The sequence below is a fragment of the Sphingomonas hankookensis genome, from assembly GCF_001619955.1.
Classification (GTDB): Bacteria; Pseudomonadota; Alphaproteobacteria; order Sphingomonadales; family Sphingomonadaceae; genus Sphingomonas; species Sphingomonas hankookensis_A.
Genome location: NZ_LQQO01000005.1, coordinates 169,569 through 186,938 on the forward strand (window position 1 = coordinate 169,569; position 17,370 = coordinate 186,938).

Here is a 17,370-nt window from a genome sequence, read left to right on the forward strand (position 1 = left end):
CCAGCGAAGTTATGCCGCCACCGCCTCCAATACCTCACCGACCTTGGTCAGCCGTTCCTCCGCATCGTCGATCCGCGCGGCCATGATCCAGCGACCGTTCTTCTCGGTCAGCCCCTCGGGCGCGTCCCCGCGATGCTGCGGGGTCAGTGCGATCGCCGCGGGGCCGGCATCGACCTTCGCCACGCCCGCCCCTCGCGCCAGCAGGCGGACGCGGGCCAGTTCGATCAGCAGCCGCGCCTCGTCGGGCAGCGCACCGAACCGGTCCTCCAACTCTTCTTCGAACGCATCGAGCGCACCTTCCTCCTCGATCCGCGCCAGCCGGCCATAGAGCATCAGCCGCACTTCGGCCTCGGGTATCCAATGCTCCGGCAGGCGACCGGCGATCCCGACATGGAGTTCAGGCACGACCCGGTCGACATTCTCGCCGCGTTCGGCCCGGAGCGCGCGGCCGAGCAGATATTGGTACAGGTCGATGCCGATCAGCTTCATGTGCCCGGCCTGCGCCTCACCCACCAGGTCGCCCGCGCCGCGCAGGTCGAGGTCGCGCGCGCTGATGGCAAAGCCCGCGCCCAGCCGGTCGAACGCCTGCAAGGTGCGGAGTCGTTTCAGGGTGGCGTCCGCGATCGACTGGTCCGGATCGGTCAGCAGCAATATCTGCCCGCGCCGCCCGCCGCGCCCGACCCGCCCGCGCAGCTGGTGGAGCTGCGACAGGCCGAAGCGGTCGGCATGGTGGACGATCATCGTGTTGGCGCGCGGCACGTCCAGCCCCGCCTCGATAATGTTGGTCGCCAGCAGCACGTCGCCCTCGCCCTCGGCAAAGCCGACCATCGCCGCGTCGATCTCCGCCGCCGGCATCTTGCCATGGGCGACGATCAGGTCGAGGTCGGGGACCAGCTTGCGCAGCCGTTCCTCCAGCGGGGCAATATCCTCGATCCGGGGCACCACGACGAAGCTCTGCCCGCCACGCGAGCGTTCGCGCAGCAGCGCGGTGCGCACCGTCACCTCGTCGAACGCGGCGACGGCGGTACGAATCGGCTGGCGGCGGGCCGGCGGGGTCGCGAGGACCGACAATTGCTGCAGGCCGATCAACGCGCTTTGCAGCGTGCGGGGGATCGGCGTCGCCGACAATGTCATCACATGGTCGGCCATCTCGCGTAGGCGCGCCTTGTCCTTCGCACCGAATCGCTGTTCCTCGTCGATGACGGTGAGGGCGAGGTCGTGATAGGTGACACCCTTGCCGGCCACCGCCTGCGTACCGACGACCACACCGATCGATCCGTCGGCCAGGCCGGCCTTCACCCGTTTCTTTTCCGCCGCATCGGACAGACGCGACAGGCCGGCAACCTCGATCCCCGTGCCCTCGAATCGGCGGCGGAAGGTTTCGACATGCTGGCGGACCAGCACCGTTGTCGGCGCGGCAATCGCGACCTGCCGCCCGGACAAGGCGACGATCGCTGCGGCGCGCAGCGCCACCTCGGTCTTGCCATAGCCGACATCGCCGATGACCAGCCGGTCCATCGGGCGACCGGCGGCCAGATCGGCGCGGGCGGCGGCGATGGCGCGCGCCTGATCGGGGGTTTCGGTAAAGGGAAATCCGGCGGCGAAGCGTTCATAGGCGGCGATGTCGACCTCGATCGGTGCGACCCGCTGCTGGTCCCGTGTCGCGGCAATGGCCGCCAGTTCGCGCGCGCTGTCGGCGATGGCGGTGTCGATCGCCCCGCGCCGCTTCTGCCAGCTCGCCCCGTCCAGCGCATCGAGCGTCACCGCATCGCCGTCCGCGCCATAGCGCCAGATACGGTCGGCCTCCATCACCGGCACCAGCCGCCGCGCGGCCTTGGCATAGGTCAGCACGATGGCGTCGCCCGCCGCCTCACCCGGCAGCTGCTCCAGCCCGGCGATGCAGCCGATGCCGAAATCCTCATGCACGATCACGTCGCCGATGCGCAGTTCGCCCGCCTCGGCAAACAGCGGATTGGCGCCGGCACCGGCAAGTTCGTCGCCGCGCGCGCGTCCGCCCAGCAGGTCGCCGCCCGTCACTACGGTCACGCCGTCGATCACGAACCCGCGATCGAGCGGCGCGGTCAGCAGCATCGCGGTGCCGGGCTTGGCCGCTACCGCTTCATCCCACGACGTAATCGTCACCGGTTCGGTCCGGGCGAGCTTCGCCAGCTTCTTGCGCAGGAACCGCAGGTCGCGCGGGCTGCCCGCCAACACGAGCCGCTGTTCCTCCAGTACTTGGCGAGCGAACTTGCCGAACGCACGCGCAGGGGCACGGGCGGTGACGAAGCGAGGGGGTTCAGCCACCGCTTCGGGCAATGCGATCCGCTCCCGCTCACCGAGCAGCGCATCCCAGCTCGCGCTATCGACCAGCGATGCGGCATCGCGACGACGACGGCGGGTGGCGTCCTGTGCAAGGTCGAGGAAGCGCTCGCGCCGTCCGGCGGCATCGCCATCCATCGCCACCGCGGCACCCGGCAGGTGGTCGAGCAGCGTTGCGCCCTTCCCCACCGGCGGTTCGGCCGCACGACCGATGGTGACCTCGCCCAGCTCGGCATGCCCGCGCTGGGTCACCGGATCATAGCTGCGGATCGATGCGATGCGATCCTCCTCCACCGTGACGCGGATCGGCTGTTCGGCATCGGCGGGAAAAATGTCGATCACGCTGCCGCGCACCGCGACCTCGCCCGGTTCGTCGACCCGGTCGTCGCGGACATACCCCAGTTCCTCCACCCGCGCGGCCATGTCGGACAGGTCGATCGCCTCGCCGACGCGTAAGACCGGCGGCGCGGCATCGAAATCGGTGGGCGCAGCGATGCGCAACGCCGTTGCCTCCGGCGTAGTCATGCACGCTACCGCGCGGCCCTCGCCATGCGCGATCCGCAGCCGGCGGAGCGCCGCGACCCGCGCGCCGGCATTGCCGGGCGATGCCGGCGCATCGTCCCCGGGCAGGGCGTCGCTTGCCGGCAGGTGCACGACCGTTGCATCGGGCGCGAAAGCCGCCAGCACGTCCGCCAGCGCCGCCGCGCGCACCTCGTCCGATGCGATGAACAGCAGCGACGCTGCCTCGACCTTGCTGGCCAGCGCGGCGGCGAGGGGACCGATCGGCACCCGCCGCGGCTTGTTGTCGGACGGATCGGGGGCAGAGGCGTTCGACATCGCGGAATTCCCGGCAAGGCCCTGAAATCAGGGATATGGACGGCCTCAACGATGGGAGCGGCACGGACGTTCCTGCGTTATCGATGAACGGCAAATCTTGTGTCGCGTCCCCGGCGGCGCTGCTATGACGGTGCAACTGCCGGCCCTGCCGGCGCCATGGAGACGATGATGTCCTCGATCCTGCTGCGTTTCGCCGCCGCATTCAGTTTGCTGACCGCTGCGCCCGTCTGGGGACAGGCCGCCCCCAAGCCGACAACCCCGATCGCCGACCTGCCGGCGGGCGAGGCCGATCCCGCTTTGTGGGTGGTCAAGGACAAGGACACGACCATCTATCTGTTCGGGACGATCCACGTCCTGAAGCCCGGCCTGTCGTGGTTCGACGAAGCCGTGCGTAGCGCGTTCGACAAATCGAACGAGGTCGTGCTGGAAATCCCGATGCCGACGCAGGAACAAGCGCAGGCGGCGGTGATGAAGTCGGCGGTGAACGTGACCGGCCCGAAGCTCAGCGAAAAGCTGCCCGAGGCGGAGCGCCCGGCCTATGCCAAGGCGGTGGCCGATGCCGGCCTGCCCGCCGGTGCGCTGGAACAGCTCGACCCGTGGTTCGCCGCGTCGACGCTGACGCTGGTGACGCTGCAGAAACAAGGCTACGATCCGGCAAGCGGCGCGGAACAGGCGATCTCGCAGGCGGCCAAGGCGGCGGGCAAGCCGGTTACCGGGCTGGAAACGCTGGAGCAGCAGTTCGGCTTTTTCGATTCGCTGTCGGATGCCGCACAGGTCACCTTCCTGACCGAGACGATCAAGGAACTGCCGACCGCCGGCCAGTCGATCGACAAGATGGTCGACCAGTGGCGCCGCGGCGACCCGGACGCGCTGGCGGCGACGATGAACGAGGAGATGACCGTCTCGCCCGAGTTGAAGCGCGTGCTGCTCACCGATCGCAACGCCCGCTGGGCCAAGTGGATCGAGGAGCGGATGAAGCGCCCGGGCACGGTGTTCGTCGCGGTAGGTGCCGGCCATCTGGCGGGCAGCGGCAGCGTGCAGGACGCGCTCAAGCGCTACAAGCTTCGCGCAACGCGGGTGAAGTATTGAGGGCTGCTTTCACGCACATCCCGCCGGCCGCATACGTCACCCCAGCGCAGGCTGGGGTCTCCCGGTAATCGGGCGCGGCAGGAGCCGCGAGAGACCTCACCCTGGGCTGAGGTGACGTCCTTGGGAAGGACAGCAAACTCCCCCCCCACACCGTCACCCCGGGCTTGACCCGGGGTCCCGCTTCTTTTTCTCCCGTCACGGCAAGAAAGCGGGACCCCGGGTCAAGCCCGGGGTGACAGGTGGCTTTGGGCGAAGTCCAGCACCAAAAAAGAAACGGCCGGCGGATCGCTCCGCCGGCCGTCAGTCTGTCGAACGATGGCGGCCCGGAAGCTAGCCGCCACCGGTAATCGGATCAGGCGTTGCAGGTCTGCGCGCCCTTGCCCGGCTGGGTCAGGGTGATGCTCTTGGGGCTGCCGGTCAGGCTGTAGCCGCCTTCGCCGGTCAGGGGCTTGCCCTTTTCCTCGGCCTTCAGGCGGACGGGCATGTCGCCCTGCTTGGCGCGGAAGTTCGCCTGGGTGTCGCCTTCGAAGAAGTCGACATAGACGAGGCTGTTGTCCTTGCAGCGGAAGGTCACGCTCGCCTTGACGGGCGGCGGAAGTTCCACGGGGGCGCGGTTGGCGAGCTGCGATGCCAGCGGATCGGGCGCGCGGGTGTCGAGCTGTTCCGGCTGCTGCTGACCGCAGGCCGAAAGGGCGAAGGCCGCGGCAGTCGCGGCGAGGAGAAGGGGGGTCTTCATGAGCGGTCGTTCGCAAACGCAACCGATTTCGTCAAGGCGCGTTGTGCGCCGCGCAACATCGTTGCGGCGGTGCAGCCGACACCGTTATCGCACCGAAAAGGCGAAGCGCATGACGCTTTCGTAGCGCTGACCGGGGTCCAGCCGGGCAGACGGAAAGTCGCTGCGGTTGGGCGTATCGGGCCACGCCTGCGGTTCGAGGCAGACGGCATCGCCCTGCCGATACAGCCGCCCGCCCTTGCCGGCCTGCGCCCCGTTCAGGAAATTGCCGGCGTAAAGTTGTAGGCCGGGCGCGGTCACTGCCACGTCCATCACCCGCCCGGAGGTGGGATCGGCCAGCACCGCCGCCGGACGCAGCACGCCCACTTTCCCCCGCACGATGAAGTTATGGTCATAGCCGCGCCCGATCGCGATCTGTTCGTCGCGGCCGTCCCGCACCCGATCGCCAATGACGTGGGGCGAGCGGAAGTCGAACGGCGTGCCCGCCACCGCCCGCCGCTCGCCGGTAGGGATCGAGGTCGCGTCGACCGGCAGGAACTGAACCGCCTCAATGGTCAGCAGGTGGCGCATCGCCTCCCCCTGCCCGCCCAGATCGAAAAAGGCGTGGTTGGTGAGATTGACTACCGTGGGTGCGTCGGTCGTCGCGGCATAGGCGATGGTCAGCGCCTCAGGTGTCAGCGTGTAGGTTGCGCTGGCGTGGAGCGTACCGGGATAGCCGGCGTCGCCGTCCGGGCTGGTCAGCGTCAGGCGGACCCATGCTGCGCCATCGTCCTGCCCGACCTCGGCCACGTCCCATAATCGCTGGTCGAAGCCGTCCGATCCGCCGTGCAGGTGGTTCGGCGTGTTGTTGGTTTCGAGTGTGTAGGTCCGCCCGTCGAGGCTGAAGCGCCCGTGCGCGATGCGGTTGGCATAGCGGCCGACCGTCACTCCGAACCACGATGGACGGTCGCGATAGGATTGGACGTCGTCGAAGCCGAGGACGATGTCGGCTACCGTGCCGTCGCGGTCGGGGACGCACAGCGACTGGAGCGTGGCGCCCAGCGGCAGAATGCGCGCGGAGAGGGTGGCGGCGGTCAATTCGATCGCTTCGGCCGGTTGGCCGTCGAGGGTGCCGAAGGCGATCCGTTGTGCGCTCGTCATGTAATTTCTCCGCCGTTTCGCCGCTACCGTACCCCCGCGCAGGCGGGGGTCCAGAGCCAAGCCAACCAGGCTGTCCGCGTGGAACCCTGGATCCCCGCCTGCGCGGGGATACCGTCGCGTTACTTGAGAGGCATGCGCACTGCCCGCCCGTCATAGACGAACGCCGTCGCCTTGTTGTCGGCAAAGTCCGGCGCGACCGCCTTGCCCGGCGTGTGGAACCGCACCGACATCGCGCGCTGGGCGACCATGCCGGGGAAGCTGCCCTGCCGCGCGCCGATGGTCAGCGTCTTCGTCGCCTCGCTCCACGTCACCGGGATCTGCGCCGACTGGCCCTTGCGATAGCCTTCGCTGAGGCCATCATCCTCGAACAACGTGTAGCTGCCATCCTTGCCGGTGAAGACGTGCAGCACATACGGCCCATCGGGCTGTTCGGCGGTCGACTGCACCTCGGCACCGGTCGGCACGATCGATCCGGCGCGGACATAGAGCGGCATGGTGGAAAGCGGCGCGGCGGCGGTGATCGTCCGTCCGCCCTTCAGATACGCGCCGGTCGAGAAATCATACCAGTCGGCCCCGGCGGGCAGGTACACCTGCCGGCTGCGCGCGCCGAACTGCGTCACCGGTGCTACCAGGAACGCCGACCCGAACATATACTGGTCGTCGATCCCCCAGGTCTTGCGATCGGCGGCGAAGTCCATCACCAGCCCGCGCATCATCGTGCCGTCGCGGTGCCAATTCTCGGCTGCCAGCGACAGAATGTAGGGCAGCAGCCGGTAGCGCAGGCGATCATAGGTGCCCAGCGCCTGATAGAGCGCCGGATCGCTGGCGCCGAGCTCATAGATTTCGCGGAACGGCGTCTCGCCATGGCTGCGGAACAGCGGGCTGAACGCGCCGAACTGGAACCAGCGCAGGTTCAGTTCCTTCCATTCGGCCAGATGCGCCGGGTCCTTCTTGGCATAGCGATCCTCGACCGCGAAGCCGCCGATATCGTGCGTCCAGTTGGGCACGCCCGACATCGACAGGTTGACGCCCGCCGAAATCTGGTCGCGCAGATCGTCCCAGCGCGACGCGACGTCGCCCGACCAGAGCGCGGCACTGGCGCGCTGGATACCGCCATAGCCCGACCGGGTCAGGATGAACGGGCGCACGTCGGGCTTCGCCTGACGCAGGCCATCCGCGACGCCCTCGGCATGAACCAAAGGATAGCTGTTGAAGAACTCCTCGGCCGGCCCCTGCGCGGTCGGACCCATCCGGTCCTTGCGTTCCTCGATCGACAGGTTCGAATGAATGTCCGGCTCGGTCGCGTCCATCCACCATGCATCGAAGCCCTTGTCGACCAAAGCCTCCTTCATCTGCCGGAAATAGATCGCGCGCGCTTCGGGGGCATAGGGATCGTAGAAGGTGTTGAAATAACCCTTGCCGACCCAGTCGCGTTCTTTCGCGATCAGGTTACCCTGATACAAATAGCCCTTGGCGTTCAGTTCCTGCGCGTTCTTCGTGTTCGGGTAGAATTTGGGCCACACCGAAATCATGATCCGCGCGTCCGAAGCATGGATTTCGTCGACCATCTGCTGCGGGTTGGGAAAACGTTCTCCGTCGAAGCAGTGGCAGCCCCACTGGTCCTCGGGCCAGTAGAACCAGTCCTGCACGATGTTGTCGATCGGCAGGCGGCGCTTGCGATATTCGCGCACGACGTTCAGCAGTTCGTCCTGCGTGTTGTAGCGCTGGCGGCTCTGCCAGAAGCCGTAAGCCCAGCGCGGCATCAGCGCCGCCTTGCCGGTCAGCGCGCGATAGCCGGCGATGACGCCGTCCATGTCCTTGCCGCCGACATAATAATAATCGAGCGCATGGGCGACGTCCGACGACCACCACAGCGAATGGCGGTCGGGTGCGGGCAGCGGATCGTTCTGGAACAGCGCGATATAGCCGGCATTCGGCTCCCACTCGATCCGGACCTCGGCCGCCTTGCCCGCGGTCATCGGCAGGTCGAAATTGTGGAACCACGGGTTCCAGTTCTGCCGCCAGCGGTTCAGCACCTCCTTGCCGTCGACGAAGACCTTCACATAGCTCGACGAATAGAGACGGAATTTCTGGACGCCGGTGACCGAAGGCATGACGGTGCCGGTCCACACGACCTTCTGTGTCTGCACCGCATTGCCGGCGGTATTCTGTCCGGTGGTCGCGGCGACCGTCTGCGCCTTGGCCGCCGCCGGCCAGTTCGCCTGATCCTTGATGAACTGATAGTTGATCGTGGCCTCGGTCCGCGTCACCGCCAGCCGGTCGCCCAGATAATATTGCGCCTGCCAGCCGGGCTTGCCGCCCGACATGACCTTCATGCCGTCGCCGACCAGCCGATATGCCTGCGGATTGCCGAAGCGGGTGATGCCGTTATTGTCCCACAGCACGCCGTAATTCTTCGTCGACACGACGAACGGGATGCCGATGTCCATGTTATGCTGGGCGAGTTCGACGTCCTCGCCATTGTAATTCATCTGCCGGTTCTGGTGCTGGCCCAGACCGTAGAATCCTTCGTCGGTGCCGCGATTGAACTGCTGGCGGACGGCGACAAATGTTTCGCCACCGGCGGTGACCGGGGTGAACCCGGCACGTGGTGCTTCCTCCAGCGTCAGTTTGCCCGCCGCATCGCGGAAGCGCACCTGCCCATCGTCGAGGTCGATCTCGGCCGATCCGCCCGCCGCCTTCACCACTACCAGCCCACGCGTCTGGGTCACGGTGAAGTCGCCCGCCGGCTTCGCGGTCACCATCAGGCTGTCGGGCGTGTCGAGGCTGGCATCGGGCACCGCCGTCACGCGGAACCGGTCGGGACCATAGACCAGCACCCGCACCCGCTTGGCGGGGCCGGCATCGGGGGTGACGACCACCCCGCCCGGCACCTTCGCCACATCGGCGGCCAGCGCCGGGAGCGAGGCCGACAGGGCCAGCGACAACAGGGTCCAGCGAAGCGTCTTCATCAGCGGTACGTTCCCATGGTCACGCGCAGCAGCATCGGCTGGGCGGTGAAGTTCAATCCGTAATCGGTCTGGTCGCCGTTCATCACCCGGCGGGCGCGGAAGCTGCCGTCGTCGGCGAGCGTCCCTTCCTCGACCTTGATAAGCATGGCGGTGTCGCCCTTCGCCTTGTCCGCCACGTCGAACGACACGCGGACATCGGTGCCGGTGACGAGGAACTGGTCGGGCGCCAGTTGCAACACGGCCGCGCCGCCGACCGGTTGCGCGGCGGCGGCCGGCGGTTCGGCCTTCAGCCACGGCGAATCCATCGACCCGAACTGCCATTCGCCATATTTGGCCGATACGCTCCACCGGCCCATGACCCTGGTCTGTTCGGCATCCGGCGCGCCCTTGGCCGTTCCCCAGCCGGGATGCCGGAACGCCAGCGTCGCCCAGCCGCGCGCCATGGGTTTCAGGAACCGGTATTTGCTGGCGAACGCCTCGATCGTCGCATCGTCCAGCGTCACCGCGCCCAGCGGATAGTTGGAATAGCCGGTCGCATCCATGCCGAACGGCGCCCAGCCGATGCCGCCCCGCCCGATGGTCGGCCACAGGAAGCGCGCGAAGTCGGCGGCGTTGCCGGTTTCGGGCACCAGCAGCGCATTGTCGGGCCGCGCGTAGTGCTCAAGGAACTTCAGATAGTCCTTGGCACTGCGGGTATAGAGGTCGGGCGCGACCGCATCGATGCTCGGTGCCGCCGCCTTCCACACATCGATCACCTGCCAATCGGGGCCACCGCTGGCGCCGCCCGACTTGCCCTGCGGCGCGAAGGGACCGCCGACCGCGGCGTTGACGTACATCGGCAGCGGCCACACCGCCTTCCCCGCCGCGGCGATGCGGTCGATGTAACGCGCGGTGTACCAGGCGTTAAACGCGGGTTCGGCATTGTCGCCATAGACCGCGGTCCAGCTGCCGGACTTGCCGGTCGCCTTTGCCAGTTCGGGCGGCACGTTGCCGGCGAACAGGCGGTTCGCCTCGGGCGAATAGTCGCGCGCCTGCTGGTACACGCCGGTCTCGTTCTCCGGCTGGACCATGATGACATTATGGTCGGGGTCGTGGTCCCGCAGGTAGCGCATCAGCGCGACGAATGCCTTACGGTCCGCCTCGAACGTCGCCTGCCCATGCGGCGACAGCGCGTAATGGGTCTTGCCTTCCTTCGTCCGCATCCGCGGAAAACGGGCGTTGTTCGTCTTGACCCACGCGGGGACATAGCCCGGCGAGGTGTTCTTCCACGTGCCGAACCATAGCAGCACCAGCTTGACGCCATGTGCACGCGCCTGCGGCAGCAGCGCGTCGAGATAGCTGAAGTCGAACCGGCCCTCGACCGGTTCGATCTGTTCCCACGCGACCGGAATCTCCAGCGTATTGGCGTGGAGCCGTTCGACCATCGGCCACACCTGCGGCAGCATGTCGGGATAGTTGCTGGAGTTGTTGGCCTGTACGCCCAGCATCAGGAACGGCTTGCCATCGACCAGCAGCGCGTGGCGGCCGTCCTTGCGGACCAAGACCGGCGCGTCGCCCGGCTTCGCGGTGGCGACCGGCGTCGCGAGCATCGCCAGCGCCGCCCCCGCCATCGCCCAACTGCGCCACGCCGCCATACCGCCCTCTCCCGCTGGTCCCGTCGCCGTTTCGAGGATCGGTCGACCCGATATCCGACAGCGTTGTCACGTCTCTTTACCCACGATATCTATGTCATACAATTGGTTCTTAGCACTATCATGCGTGGCGACCGCGGACCGGAACGACCGGCCGCCATTCGGGAGGGATGTCCATGGAACGACGCCAATTCCTGCGCGGCACCGCCGCCCTTGCCGCCGCCGGGCCGGTCGCGGCACGGGCTGCGCCGCTGGCACCCAACTGGTCGTCGCTCGCCGATGGCTATGCGGTGCCCGACTGGTTCCGCGATGCGAAGTTCGGCATCTGGGCGCATTGGGGGCCGCAATGCGTGCCCGAGGCCGGCGACTGGTATGCGCGGCAGATGTACGAACAGGGGCGTGGGCCGTACGACCTGCATGTCCAGCGCTATGGCCATCCCGCCGATACCGGCTTCATGGACATTATCGGCAGGTGGCGTGCCGAGCGTTGGGACCCGGCGGCGCTGGTCAAACGCTACAAGGCGGCGGGGGCGAAATATTTCGTCGGCATGGCAGTCCACCACGACAATTTCGACCTGTTCGACAGCCCGCATGCGTGGAACAGCACCCGCGTCGGCCCGAAGCGCGACATCATCGCCGGCTGGCGCGACGCGGCGCGGGCGGAAGGGCTGCGCTTCGGGGTGAGCAACCATGCGAGCCATGCGTGGCACTGGTATCAGGTCGCGTATAATTACGATCCCGAAGGGCCGCGTGCCGGGCAGCGTTATGACGCCGCGCGGCTGACCAAGGCGGACGGTGCCGGCAAATGGTGGGACGGGCTGGACCCGCAGGAGCTGTACACCGGCGAAACGCTGGCCGCGCCCGACGGCTTTACCACCAGGGCGCAGATGGACGCATGGGCCGGCGCGACCAGCGGGCGGTGGATGGAATTCGCACCCGCCGCCAATCCACGCTTCGTTGCCAACTGGCTGGCGCGGCAGAAGGCGCTGGTCGAGCGCTACGACCCCGATCTCGTCTATTTCGACGATTTCGGGGTGCCGTTCGGCCCGGTCGGGTTGGAGGCGATCGCCCATTTCTACAACCACGCCGCCAAGCGGTCCGGGCGTGCCGACGTGGTGCTCACCGCCAAGCAACTGACCGCGTTCCAGCGCCAGGCACTGGTCGAGGATATCGAGCGCGGCTTTTCCGACCGGTTGCGCGCAGAGCCGTGGCAGACCTGCACCTGCATCGGCGAATGGCATTACAACCGCCGCCGCTTCGACGAGAAATCCTATGTGCCCGCGCGGGCGGTGCTGCAGCGGCTGGCCGATATCGTGTCGAAGAACGGCAATCTGCTGCTGTCGGTGCCGGTACGCGGCGACGGATCGATCGATAGCGAAGAGGAGCGCATCGTCGACCAGATCGGCGCTTGGCTGCGCGTCAACGGGTCGGCGATCTATGGCACGCGGCCGTGGCGGACGTTCGGCCAGGGGCCGACCGACCTGGCCGGCGGGATGTTCAACGAAGGGCAGGTCGACAAGCTGGGCGCGCGCGACGTGCGGTTTACAGCGGGCGGCGGCGGGCTGAACGCGATCTTTCTGGGCTGGCCGGAGGGGCCGGCGACGATCGCGGCGCTGGGCACGCGCGCGGCGGGGCGGATCGAGCGGGCGACGTTGCTCGGCGGGGGGAGCGTGACGATGCAGCGGACGGTTGAGGGGCTGACGCTGACCCTGCCACCGGCACCGGCGGGCGCGATGCTGCCGGTGGTGCGGCTGGAGGGGGCGGGGTTGGTGTAGCGCCGCCCCTGCCTGCTCACCACAAACGTCATCCCAGCGCAGGCTGGGATCTCCCGGTAACGAAGCGCGCACCTCGCCGCAGGAGACCCCAGCCTGCGCTGGGGTGACGTAGGGGCTTTGCCTGCCGCCCAATCCGTACCCCCGCGCAGGCGGGGGTCCAGGGCGCCAATGGCCGACGTCAGCGACACTCACCCTGGGTCCCCGCCTGCGCGGGGATACGTCGCGTGAGCGGGGAGCGACTACCGCGCCAGCAACACCCGCGCCTGTCCCGCGATCTGTGCGAGCATCGCCGCACCTGCCACCGGGGCCTGCCGCGCACGATGCACCAGTGCCGCGAATTGCGCGACGCGGTCGCGATTGGCCTCGAGCCACTTCTCGACCGCCGCCTGCGGGTCCTTGCCGGCATTGCGATTGAGGAAGTCGAAGCGCAGCTGCTGGAAATCGCGCGCCAGGCCGGCGATCAGCAGCCGCTCCCACGGGTCACCGGTCTGGATACGTGCCGCCACCGCCTGAGCCCAGTCCAGCCCCAGCGCGAAGCCGAGATGGGTGAAGGCCAGCGTCAGCCGCGTCTCGTCCAGCTTCAACCGGCGGCCGAGATCGGCAAGGCCGACCGCCCCGTCCAGTTCGAACAGCCGCACGACCTGTCCGGCCAGTTCCTGCGGCGCGCCGGCATCCTGCAACACGCCGGCGATCCGGTCGCGCTGTTGTGCCGCCTCGGCGCGGAGCAGCGAGCTGGTCTGTCCGGCAAGGCTCGCCACGCCCTTTTGCAGGTGCGCGACGGCATGGGCCGGGGTGGTGCCCGCCGGGAAGGCGCGCAGCAGGTCGGCGATCTGCGAACGCACGCCGACCGCCACCTCGTCGAGCAGCGCGATGCGCGCCCGCTCCGAAATATCGGCACCCTCGATCCGGTCGTAGAGCGCGTCGATGTCGAACAGTCGTTCGGCGGCGACGAACATCGCCGCGATATCGGCCAGCGCCTCGCCCTCTTCCTCCGCCAGTTCGAAGACGTGCAGCACACCCAGCCGGTTGACGATGCGGTTGGCGAGCTTGGTCGCGACGATTTCCCCGCGCAGACGGTGGTCGAGGATCGCCTGTTTGTGGGTTTCCTGCATTTCCTTCGGGAAGGCGGCGAGCAGATCGCCTGCCATATCCGGATCGGTCGCTAGGGGAGCGTGCTCGATCGCCTCCTGCAGGGCCAGCTTCACGCTGGCGAGCAGTACCGCCAGTTCGGGGCGGGTGAGGCCCCGCCCGTCCTGCGCACGGCGGACATAATCGTCGTTGGCGCTCAGGCCCTCGACCACGCGGTCGAGCTTGCCGGCGGCCTCCAGCATCTCGATCACGCGGACATAGCTCGGGACCGCGACGGGGCCGTCATTCTCCATGACCGACAGCGCCAGCGTCTGGAGCCGGTTGTCCTCCAGCACCAGATGCGCGACGTCATCGGTCATCCGCGCCAGCAGCGCGTTGCGATCGTCCTGCGCAAGGCGCCCTTCGATCACTTCGCGGTTCAGCGCGATCTTGATGTTCACCTCGTTGTCCGAACAATCGACGCCGGCCGAATTGTCGATGAAGTCGGTGTTGATCCGCCCGCCATGGGCGCTGAACGCGATGCGCGCGGCCTGGGTGACGCCCAGGTTCGCGCCCTCGCCGATTGCCTTGGCGCGCAGCGTCTGGGCATCGACGCGGATACGGTCGTTGGCCGGATCGCCGACGTCGAGATGGCTCTCGCTGCGGTCCTTCACATAGGTGCCGATGCCGCCGAACCAGATCAGGTCGACGGGCGCGCGCAGGATCGCGGAAATGAGCGCGGTCGGCTCCATTTCGCGCTCAGCGACGCCGAGCATCGCGCGGACCGCATCGCTCAGCGGGATCGTCTTGGCGGTACGCGGGAATACGCCGCCGCCCTCCGAAATCAGCGTCGGGTCGTAATCGGCCCAGCTGGAGCGCGGCAGCTGGAACAGCCGGTCGCGCTCGGTCCAGCTCGCCGCCGCGTCGGGCGCGGGGTCGAGGAAGATGTGGCGATGGTCGAACGCCGCCTTCAGCCGGATCGCCTTCGACAGCAGCATGCCGTTGCCGAACACGTCGCCCGACATGTCGCCGCACCCGATCACGTCGATCGGCTGCGTCTGCACGTCGACGCCCAGTTCGAGGAAGTGGCGCTGCACCGAAATCCACGCGCCCTTGGCGGTGATGCCCATCGCCTTGTGGTCGTACCCGACGCTGCCACCGCTTGCGAACGCATCGCCCAGCCAGAACTTCCGCTCCAGCGCGAGGGCATTGGCGACGTCGCTGAACGTCGCGGTTCCCTTGTCGGCGGCGACCACGAAATAGGGGTCTTCGCCGTCATGGATGACGACGCTATCGGGATGGACGACCTTGCCCTCGACGATATTGTCGGTGATCGACAGCAGCGACCGGATGAAGATGCGGTAGCTCTCCGTCCCTTCCGCGATCCACGCATCGCGGTTCGACGGCGCGGGCAGCTGCTTGGGGTAGAAGCCGCCCTTGGCCCCGGTCGGCACGATCACCGCATTCTTGACGCGCTGCGCCTTCATCAGCCCCAGGATTTCGGTGCGGAAATCGTCGCGCCGGTCCGACCAGCGCAGGCCGCCGCGCGCCACCGGACCGGCGCGCAGATGGATGCCCTCGACCCGAGGCGAATAGACGAACACCTCGCGCCACGGCAGCGGCTTGGGCAGATTCGGCACCTTCGCGCTGTCCAGCTTGAACACCAGCGCCTCGTTGGCGGCGGGCGCAAAGGCGTTGGTGCGCAGCGTCGCGGCGACGACCCCGCGATAGCTGCGCAGGATGCGGTCGTCGTCGATCGCCGAGACCGCGTCCAGCCCCGCCTCGATCGCGGTATCGGCAGCGGTCACGCCCGCCTCGCGGTCGCTGCGCGACGGGTCGTGCGCGGCATTGAACCGTTCGATCAGCGCGGTGGCGACACCCGGCGCCCGGCGCAGCGCGTCGACCACGGTGGCAAGGCTGTAGCTGACCCCGGTCTGGCGCAGATAGCGGAACCAGGCGCGCAGCAGGACGACGGCGGCCGGCGCGATTCCTGCCTCGACCGTCAGCCGGTTGAACGCGTCGTTTTCGGCACGGTTTTCCAGCACCGCCTCGATCGCTCGCTCGACCACCGCCACGTCGAATTTCGGCGCGGCGCCCGACGCCACCTCGACCTCGAAGTCATGGATGAAGCTCTTCTCCTCATCCTCCAGCCGGGTCGGCAATTCCTCGATCACGCGGAAGCCAAAATTTTCGAACACCGGCACCGCATCCGACAACGGCAGCGCGCCGCCGCGGCGATACACCTTGATCCGCATCCGCTCGCCCGGCGCCGACAGGATGCGAACCGAGCGCGACGTGGCGTCGGTCAGCGCCGCGACGCGCACGATATCGCGGGCCGCTTCGTCGGGCAGGTTCGAATTGCGATAATTGGCCGGAAAGGCATTGGCGAAGCGCAGCGCCATCCGGGTCGCTCCTTCGGGCACCATTTCGCTCAGCGCCCCCTCGACCGCCGGGCGCCAGCCGCGTACCATGCGTTCGATCCGCCGGTCGAGATCGGCGGTATCGGGCATCCGCCCGTCCTGCCTGAGGTCGAGGACGTAGCGGATCAGCGCCGCCTCGCCATCCTCCATCGCGATCGACCAGTTGAGGATCGACGCGTTCGCCGCCTGCGCCAGCATGTCGCCGATCGACAGGCGACGCTGTGTCGTCACGTCGTCGCGACCCAGCCAGACAAAGGCGAACAGATGCCGCCCCAGCGCCGACTTGATCAGCACCAGCCGCGAACGCGGACGATCCGCAACCGACATGGCGGTCAGCGCCAGCTGTTCGAGCGATTCGGGATTGAACGCGGTGGTCAGGTCGTGGGGCAGCGTCGAAATGGCGTGGTTCAGCGCCTTGCCGGCATGGCCCGACGGGTCGAAGCCGAACTTGGCCCGCAGCTCGGCCAGATTACGGCGCAGCACCGGCACCTCGGCGGGATCGGCCTGCAACGCGGCGCTGGTCCACAGCCCCCCATGGATCGACACGCCGGTCACCTGGTCGCCCTCGCGGATCGGCACCAGCACGAGGTCGATCGGCGCGCGGCGATGGACGGTCGAGATGCAGTTGGACTTCAGCAGCAGCGGCTGGACATTGCCGGCATCGAACCATTCGATCGCGCGCTGACGCGACGCATCGGCGAGCAGCGGCACCTCCAGCCGGGCACGCGACAGGCCCAGCCGGTCGCTCACCACCCCGTCGCGCGACCAGCGTTCATGCGCCAGCTGCGTCAGGTTGCCCGCGACGAACCAGCCCAGCAGCGCGGCATCCTCGGCAGTATCGGCATTCGCGGTCAGCCGCGCGGCATCGGCCTGCATCGCCGCCTGCATCGCGCGCCAATCGGCCACGGCGGCGCGGACATGCTCCAGATTGCGCTCGATCTCGGCGACCAGCGCGTGCCGGACGCGCGCCTCGGCCCGTTCCATCTCGATATAGATCATCGATTCGCGGCGACCTTCGCCGTCCAGACCGGTCAGCGTACCCGCCGCGTCGCGGGTGACGGCGATCACCGGATGCAGGATGCGGTCGATCGCGATGTCGTGGGCGACGATCGTGCTGGCGATCGAATCGACCAGGAACGGCATGTCGTCGTTGATGACCGCAAGGCGCATCCGCCGCGCCTCGCCCCGGGTCAGCGTTTCCAGCGCGACGCTGACCGTGCCGGGCGAACGGTGGGCGGCGGTCGCCGCCACGAACTGCGCCGCGTCGGCACGGGCCGCGGCGTCCAGACCTTCGATTTCACCGGGAAGGGCGCTGTCGACCAGCAGCGTTTCCAGGGGGCGGGCGAGCTTGCTTTGCGGTGTCATGCGCGGGCTATGCGCTGCCTC

At 68.0% G+C, this 17,370-nt stretch carries 8 protein-coding genes; 2 read left to right on the forward strand and 6 right to left on the reverse strand.

Features of this window, described 5'->3' with window-relative positions; genetic code table 11:
- Window positions 1-9: 9 nt before the first annotated feature.
- Complete coding sequence (locus AVT10_RS04970; protein WP_066688943.1) at window positions 10-3,156, reverse strand: helicase-related protein; 3,147 nt, start codon at window positions 3,154-3,156, stop codon at window positions 10-12.
- A 168-nt stretch (window positions 3,157-3,324) separates the two neighbouring features.
- On the opposite strand from AVT10_RS04970, the gene AVT10_RS04975 reads away from it, so the two are divergent.
- Window positions 3,325-4,245: a TraB/GumN family protein gene (locus tag AVT10_RS04975; RefSeq protein WP_126014399.1), complete on the forward strand. Its 921-nt coding sequence runs from the start codon at window positions 3,325-3,327 to the stop codon at window positions 4,243-4,245.
- 352 nt (window positions 4,246-4,597) lie between these two features.
- Here the strand turns inward: AVT10_RS04975 and AVT10_RS04980 are convergent, their stop codons facing one another.
- The 4 genes from AVT10_RS04980 to AVT10_RS04995 form a co-directional block, all read right to left on the reverse strand.
- Window positions 4,598-4,981 (reverse strand): hypothetical protein, encoded by a 384-nt coding sequence (locus AVT10_RS04980; RefSeq protein ID WP_066688948.1) that lies wholly within the window; start codon window positions 4,979-4,981, stop codon window positions 4,598-4,600.
- An 84-nt stretch (window positions 4,982-5,065) separates the two neighbouring features.
- Window positions 5,066-6,118 (reverse strand): aldose epimerase family protein, encoded by a 1,053-nt coding sequence (locus AVT10_RS04985; RefSeq protein ID WP_066688950.1) that lies wholly within the window; start codon window positions 6,116-6,118, stop codon window positions 5,066-5,068.
- A gap of 119 nt (window positions 6,119-6,237) precedes the next feature.
- Window positions 6,238-9,090 (reverse strand): glycoside hydrolase family 31 protein, encoded by a 2,853-nt coding sequence (locus AVT10_RS04990; RefSeq protein WP_066688952.1) that lies wholly within the window; start codon window positions 9,088-9,090, stop codon window positions 6,238-6,240.
- Window positions 9,090-10,724, reverse strand: coding sequence for a DUF5597 domain-containing protein (locus AVT10_RS04995; protein WP_232307876.1), 1,635 nt, complete (start codon window positions 10,722-10,724; stop codon window positions 9,090-9,092). Before AVT10_RS04995 ends, AVT10_RS04990 begins: the two co-directional genes overlap by 1 nt.
- Before the next feature lie 167 nt (window positions 10,725-10,891).
- On the opposite strand from AVT10_RS04995, the gene AVT10_RS05000 reads away from it, so the two are divergent.
- Window positions 10,892-12,496: an alpha-L-fucosidase gene (locus AVT10_RS05000; protein WP_066688957.1), complete on the forward strand. Its 1,605-nt coding sequence runs from the start codon at window positions 10,892-10,894 to the stop codon at window positions 12,494-12,496.
- A gap of 239 nt (window positions 12,497-12,735) precedes the next feature.
- Here AVT10_RS05000 and AVT10_RS05005 read toward each other — a convergent pair whose 3' ends face one another.
- Entirely contained in the window at window positions 12,736-17,349 is a 4,614-nt protein-coding gene (locus tag AVT10_RS05005; RefSeq protein WP_066688958.1) for an NAD-glutamate dehydrogenase, read from the reverse strand.
- Window positions 17,350-17,370 lie beyond the last annotated feature (21 nt).

Excerpts from the sequence above, each read along its gene's own strand:
- AVT10_RS04970 (WP_066688943.1), bottom strand. The coding sequence starts at position 3,156 with ATGTCGAACGCCTCTGCCCCCGATCCGTCCGACAACAAGCCGCGGCGG.
- AVT10_RS04975 (WP_126014399.1), top strand. The coding sequence starts at position 3,325 with ATGTCCTCGATCCTGCTGCGTTTCGCCGCCGCATTCAGTTTGCTGACC.
- AVT10_RS04980 (WP_066688948.1), bottom strand. The coding sequence starts at position 4,981 with ATGAAGACCCCCCTTCTCCTCGCCGCGACTGCCGCGGCCTTCGCCCTT.
- AVT10_RS04985 (WP_066688950.1), bottom strand. The coding sequence starts at position 6,118 with ATGACGAGCGCACAACGGATCGCCTTCGGCACCCTCGACGGCCAACCG.
- AVT10_RS04990 (WP_066688952.1), bottom strand. The coding sequence starts at position 9,090 with ATGAAGACGCTTCGCTGGACCCTGTTGTCGCTGGCCCTGTCGGCCTCG.
- AVT10_RS04995 (WP_232307876.1), bottom strand. The coding sequence starts at position 10,724 with ATGGCGGCGTGGCGCAGTTGGGCGATGGCGGGGGCGGCGCTGGCGATG.
- AVT10_RS05000 (WP_066688957.1), top strand. The coding sequence starts at position 10,892 with ATGTCCATGGAACGACGCCAATTCCTGCGCGGCACCGCCGCCCTTGCC.
- AVT10_RS05005 (WP_066688958.1), bottom strand. The coding sequence starts at position 17,349 with ATGACACCGCAAAGCAAGCTCGCCCGCCCCCTGGAAACGCTGCTGGTC.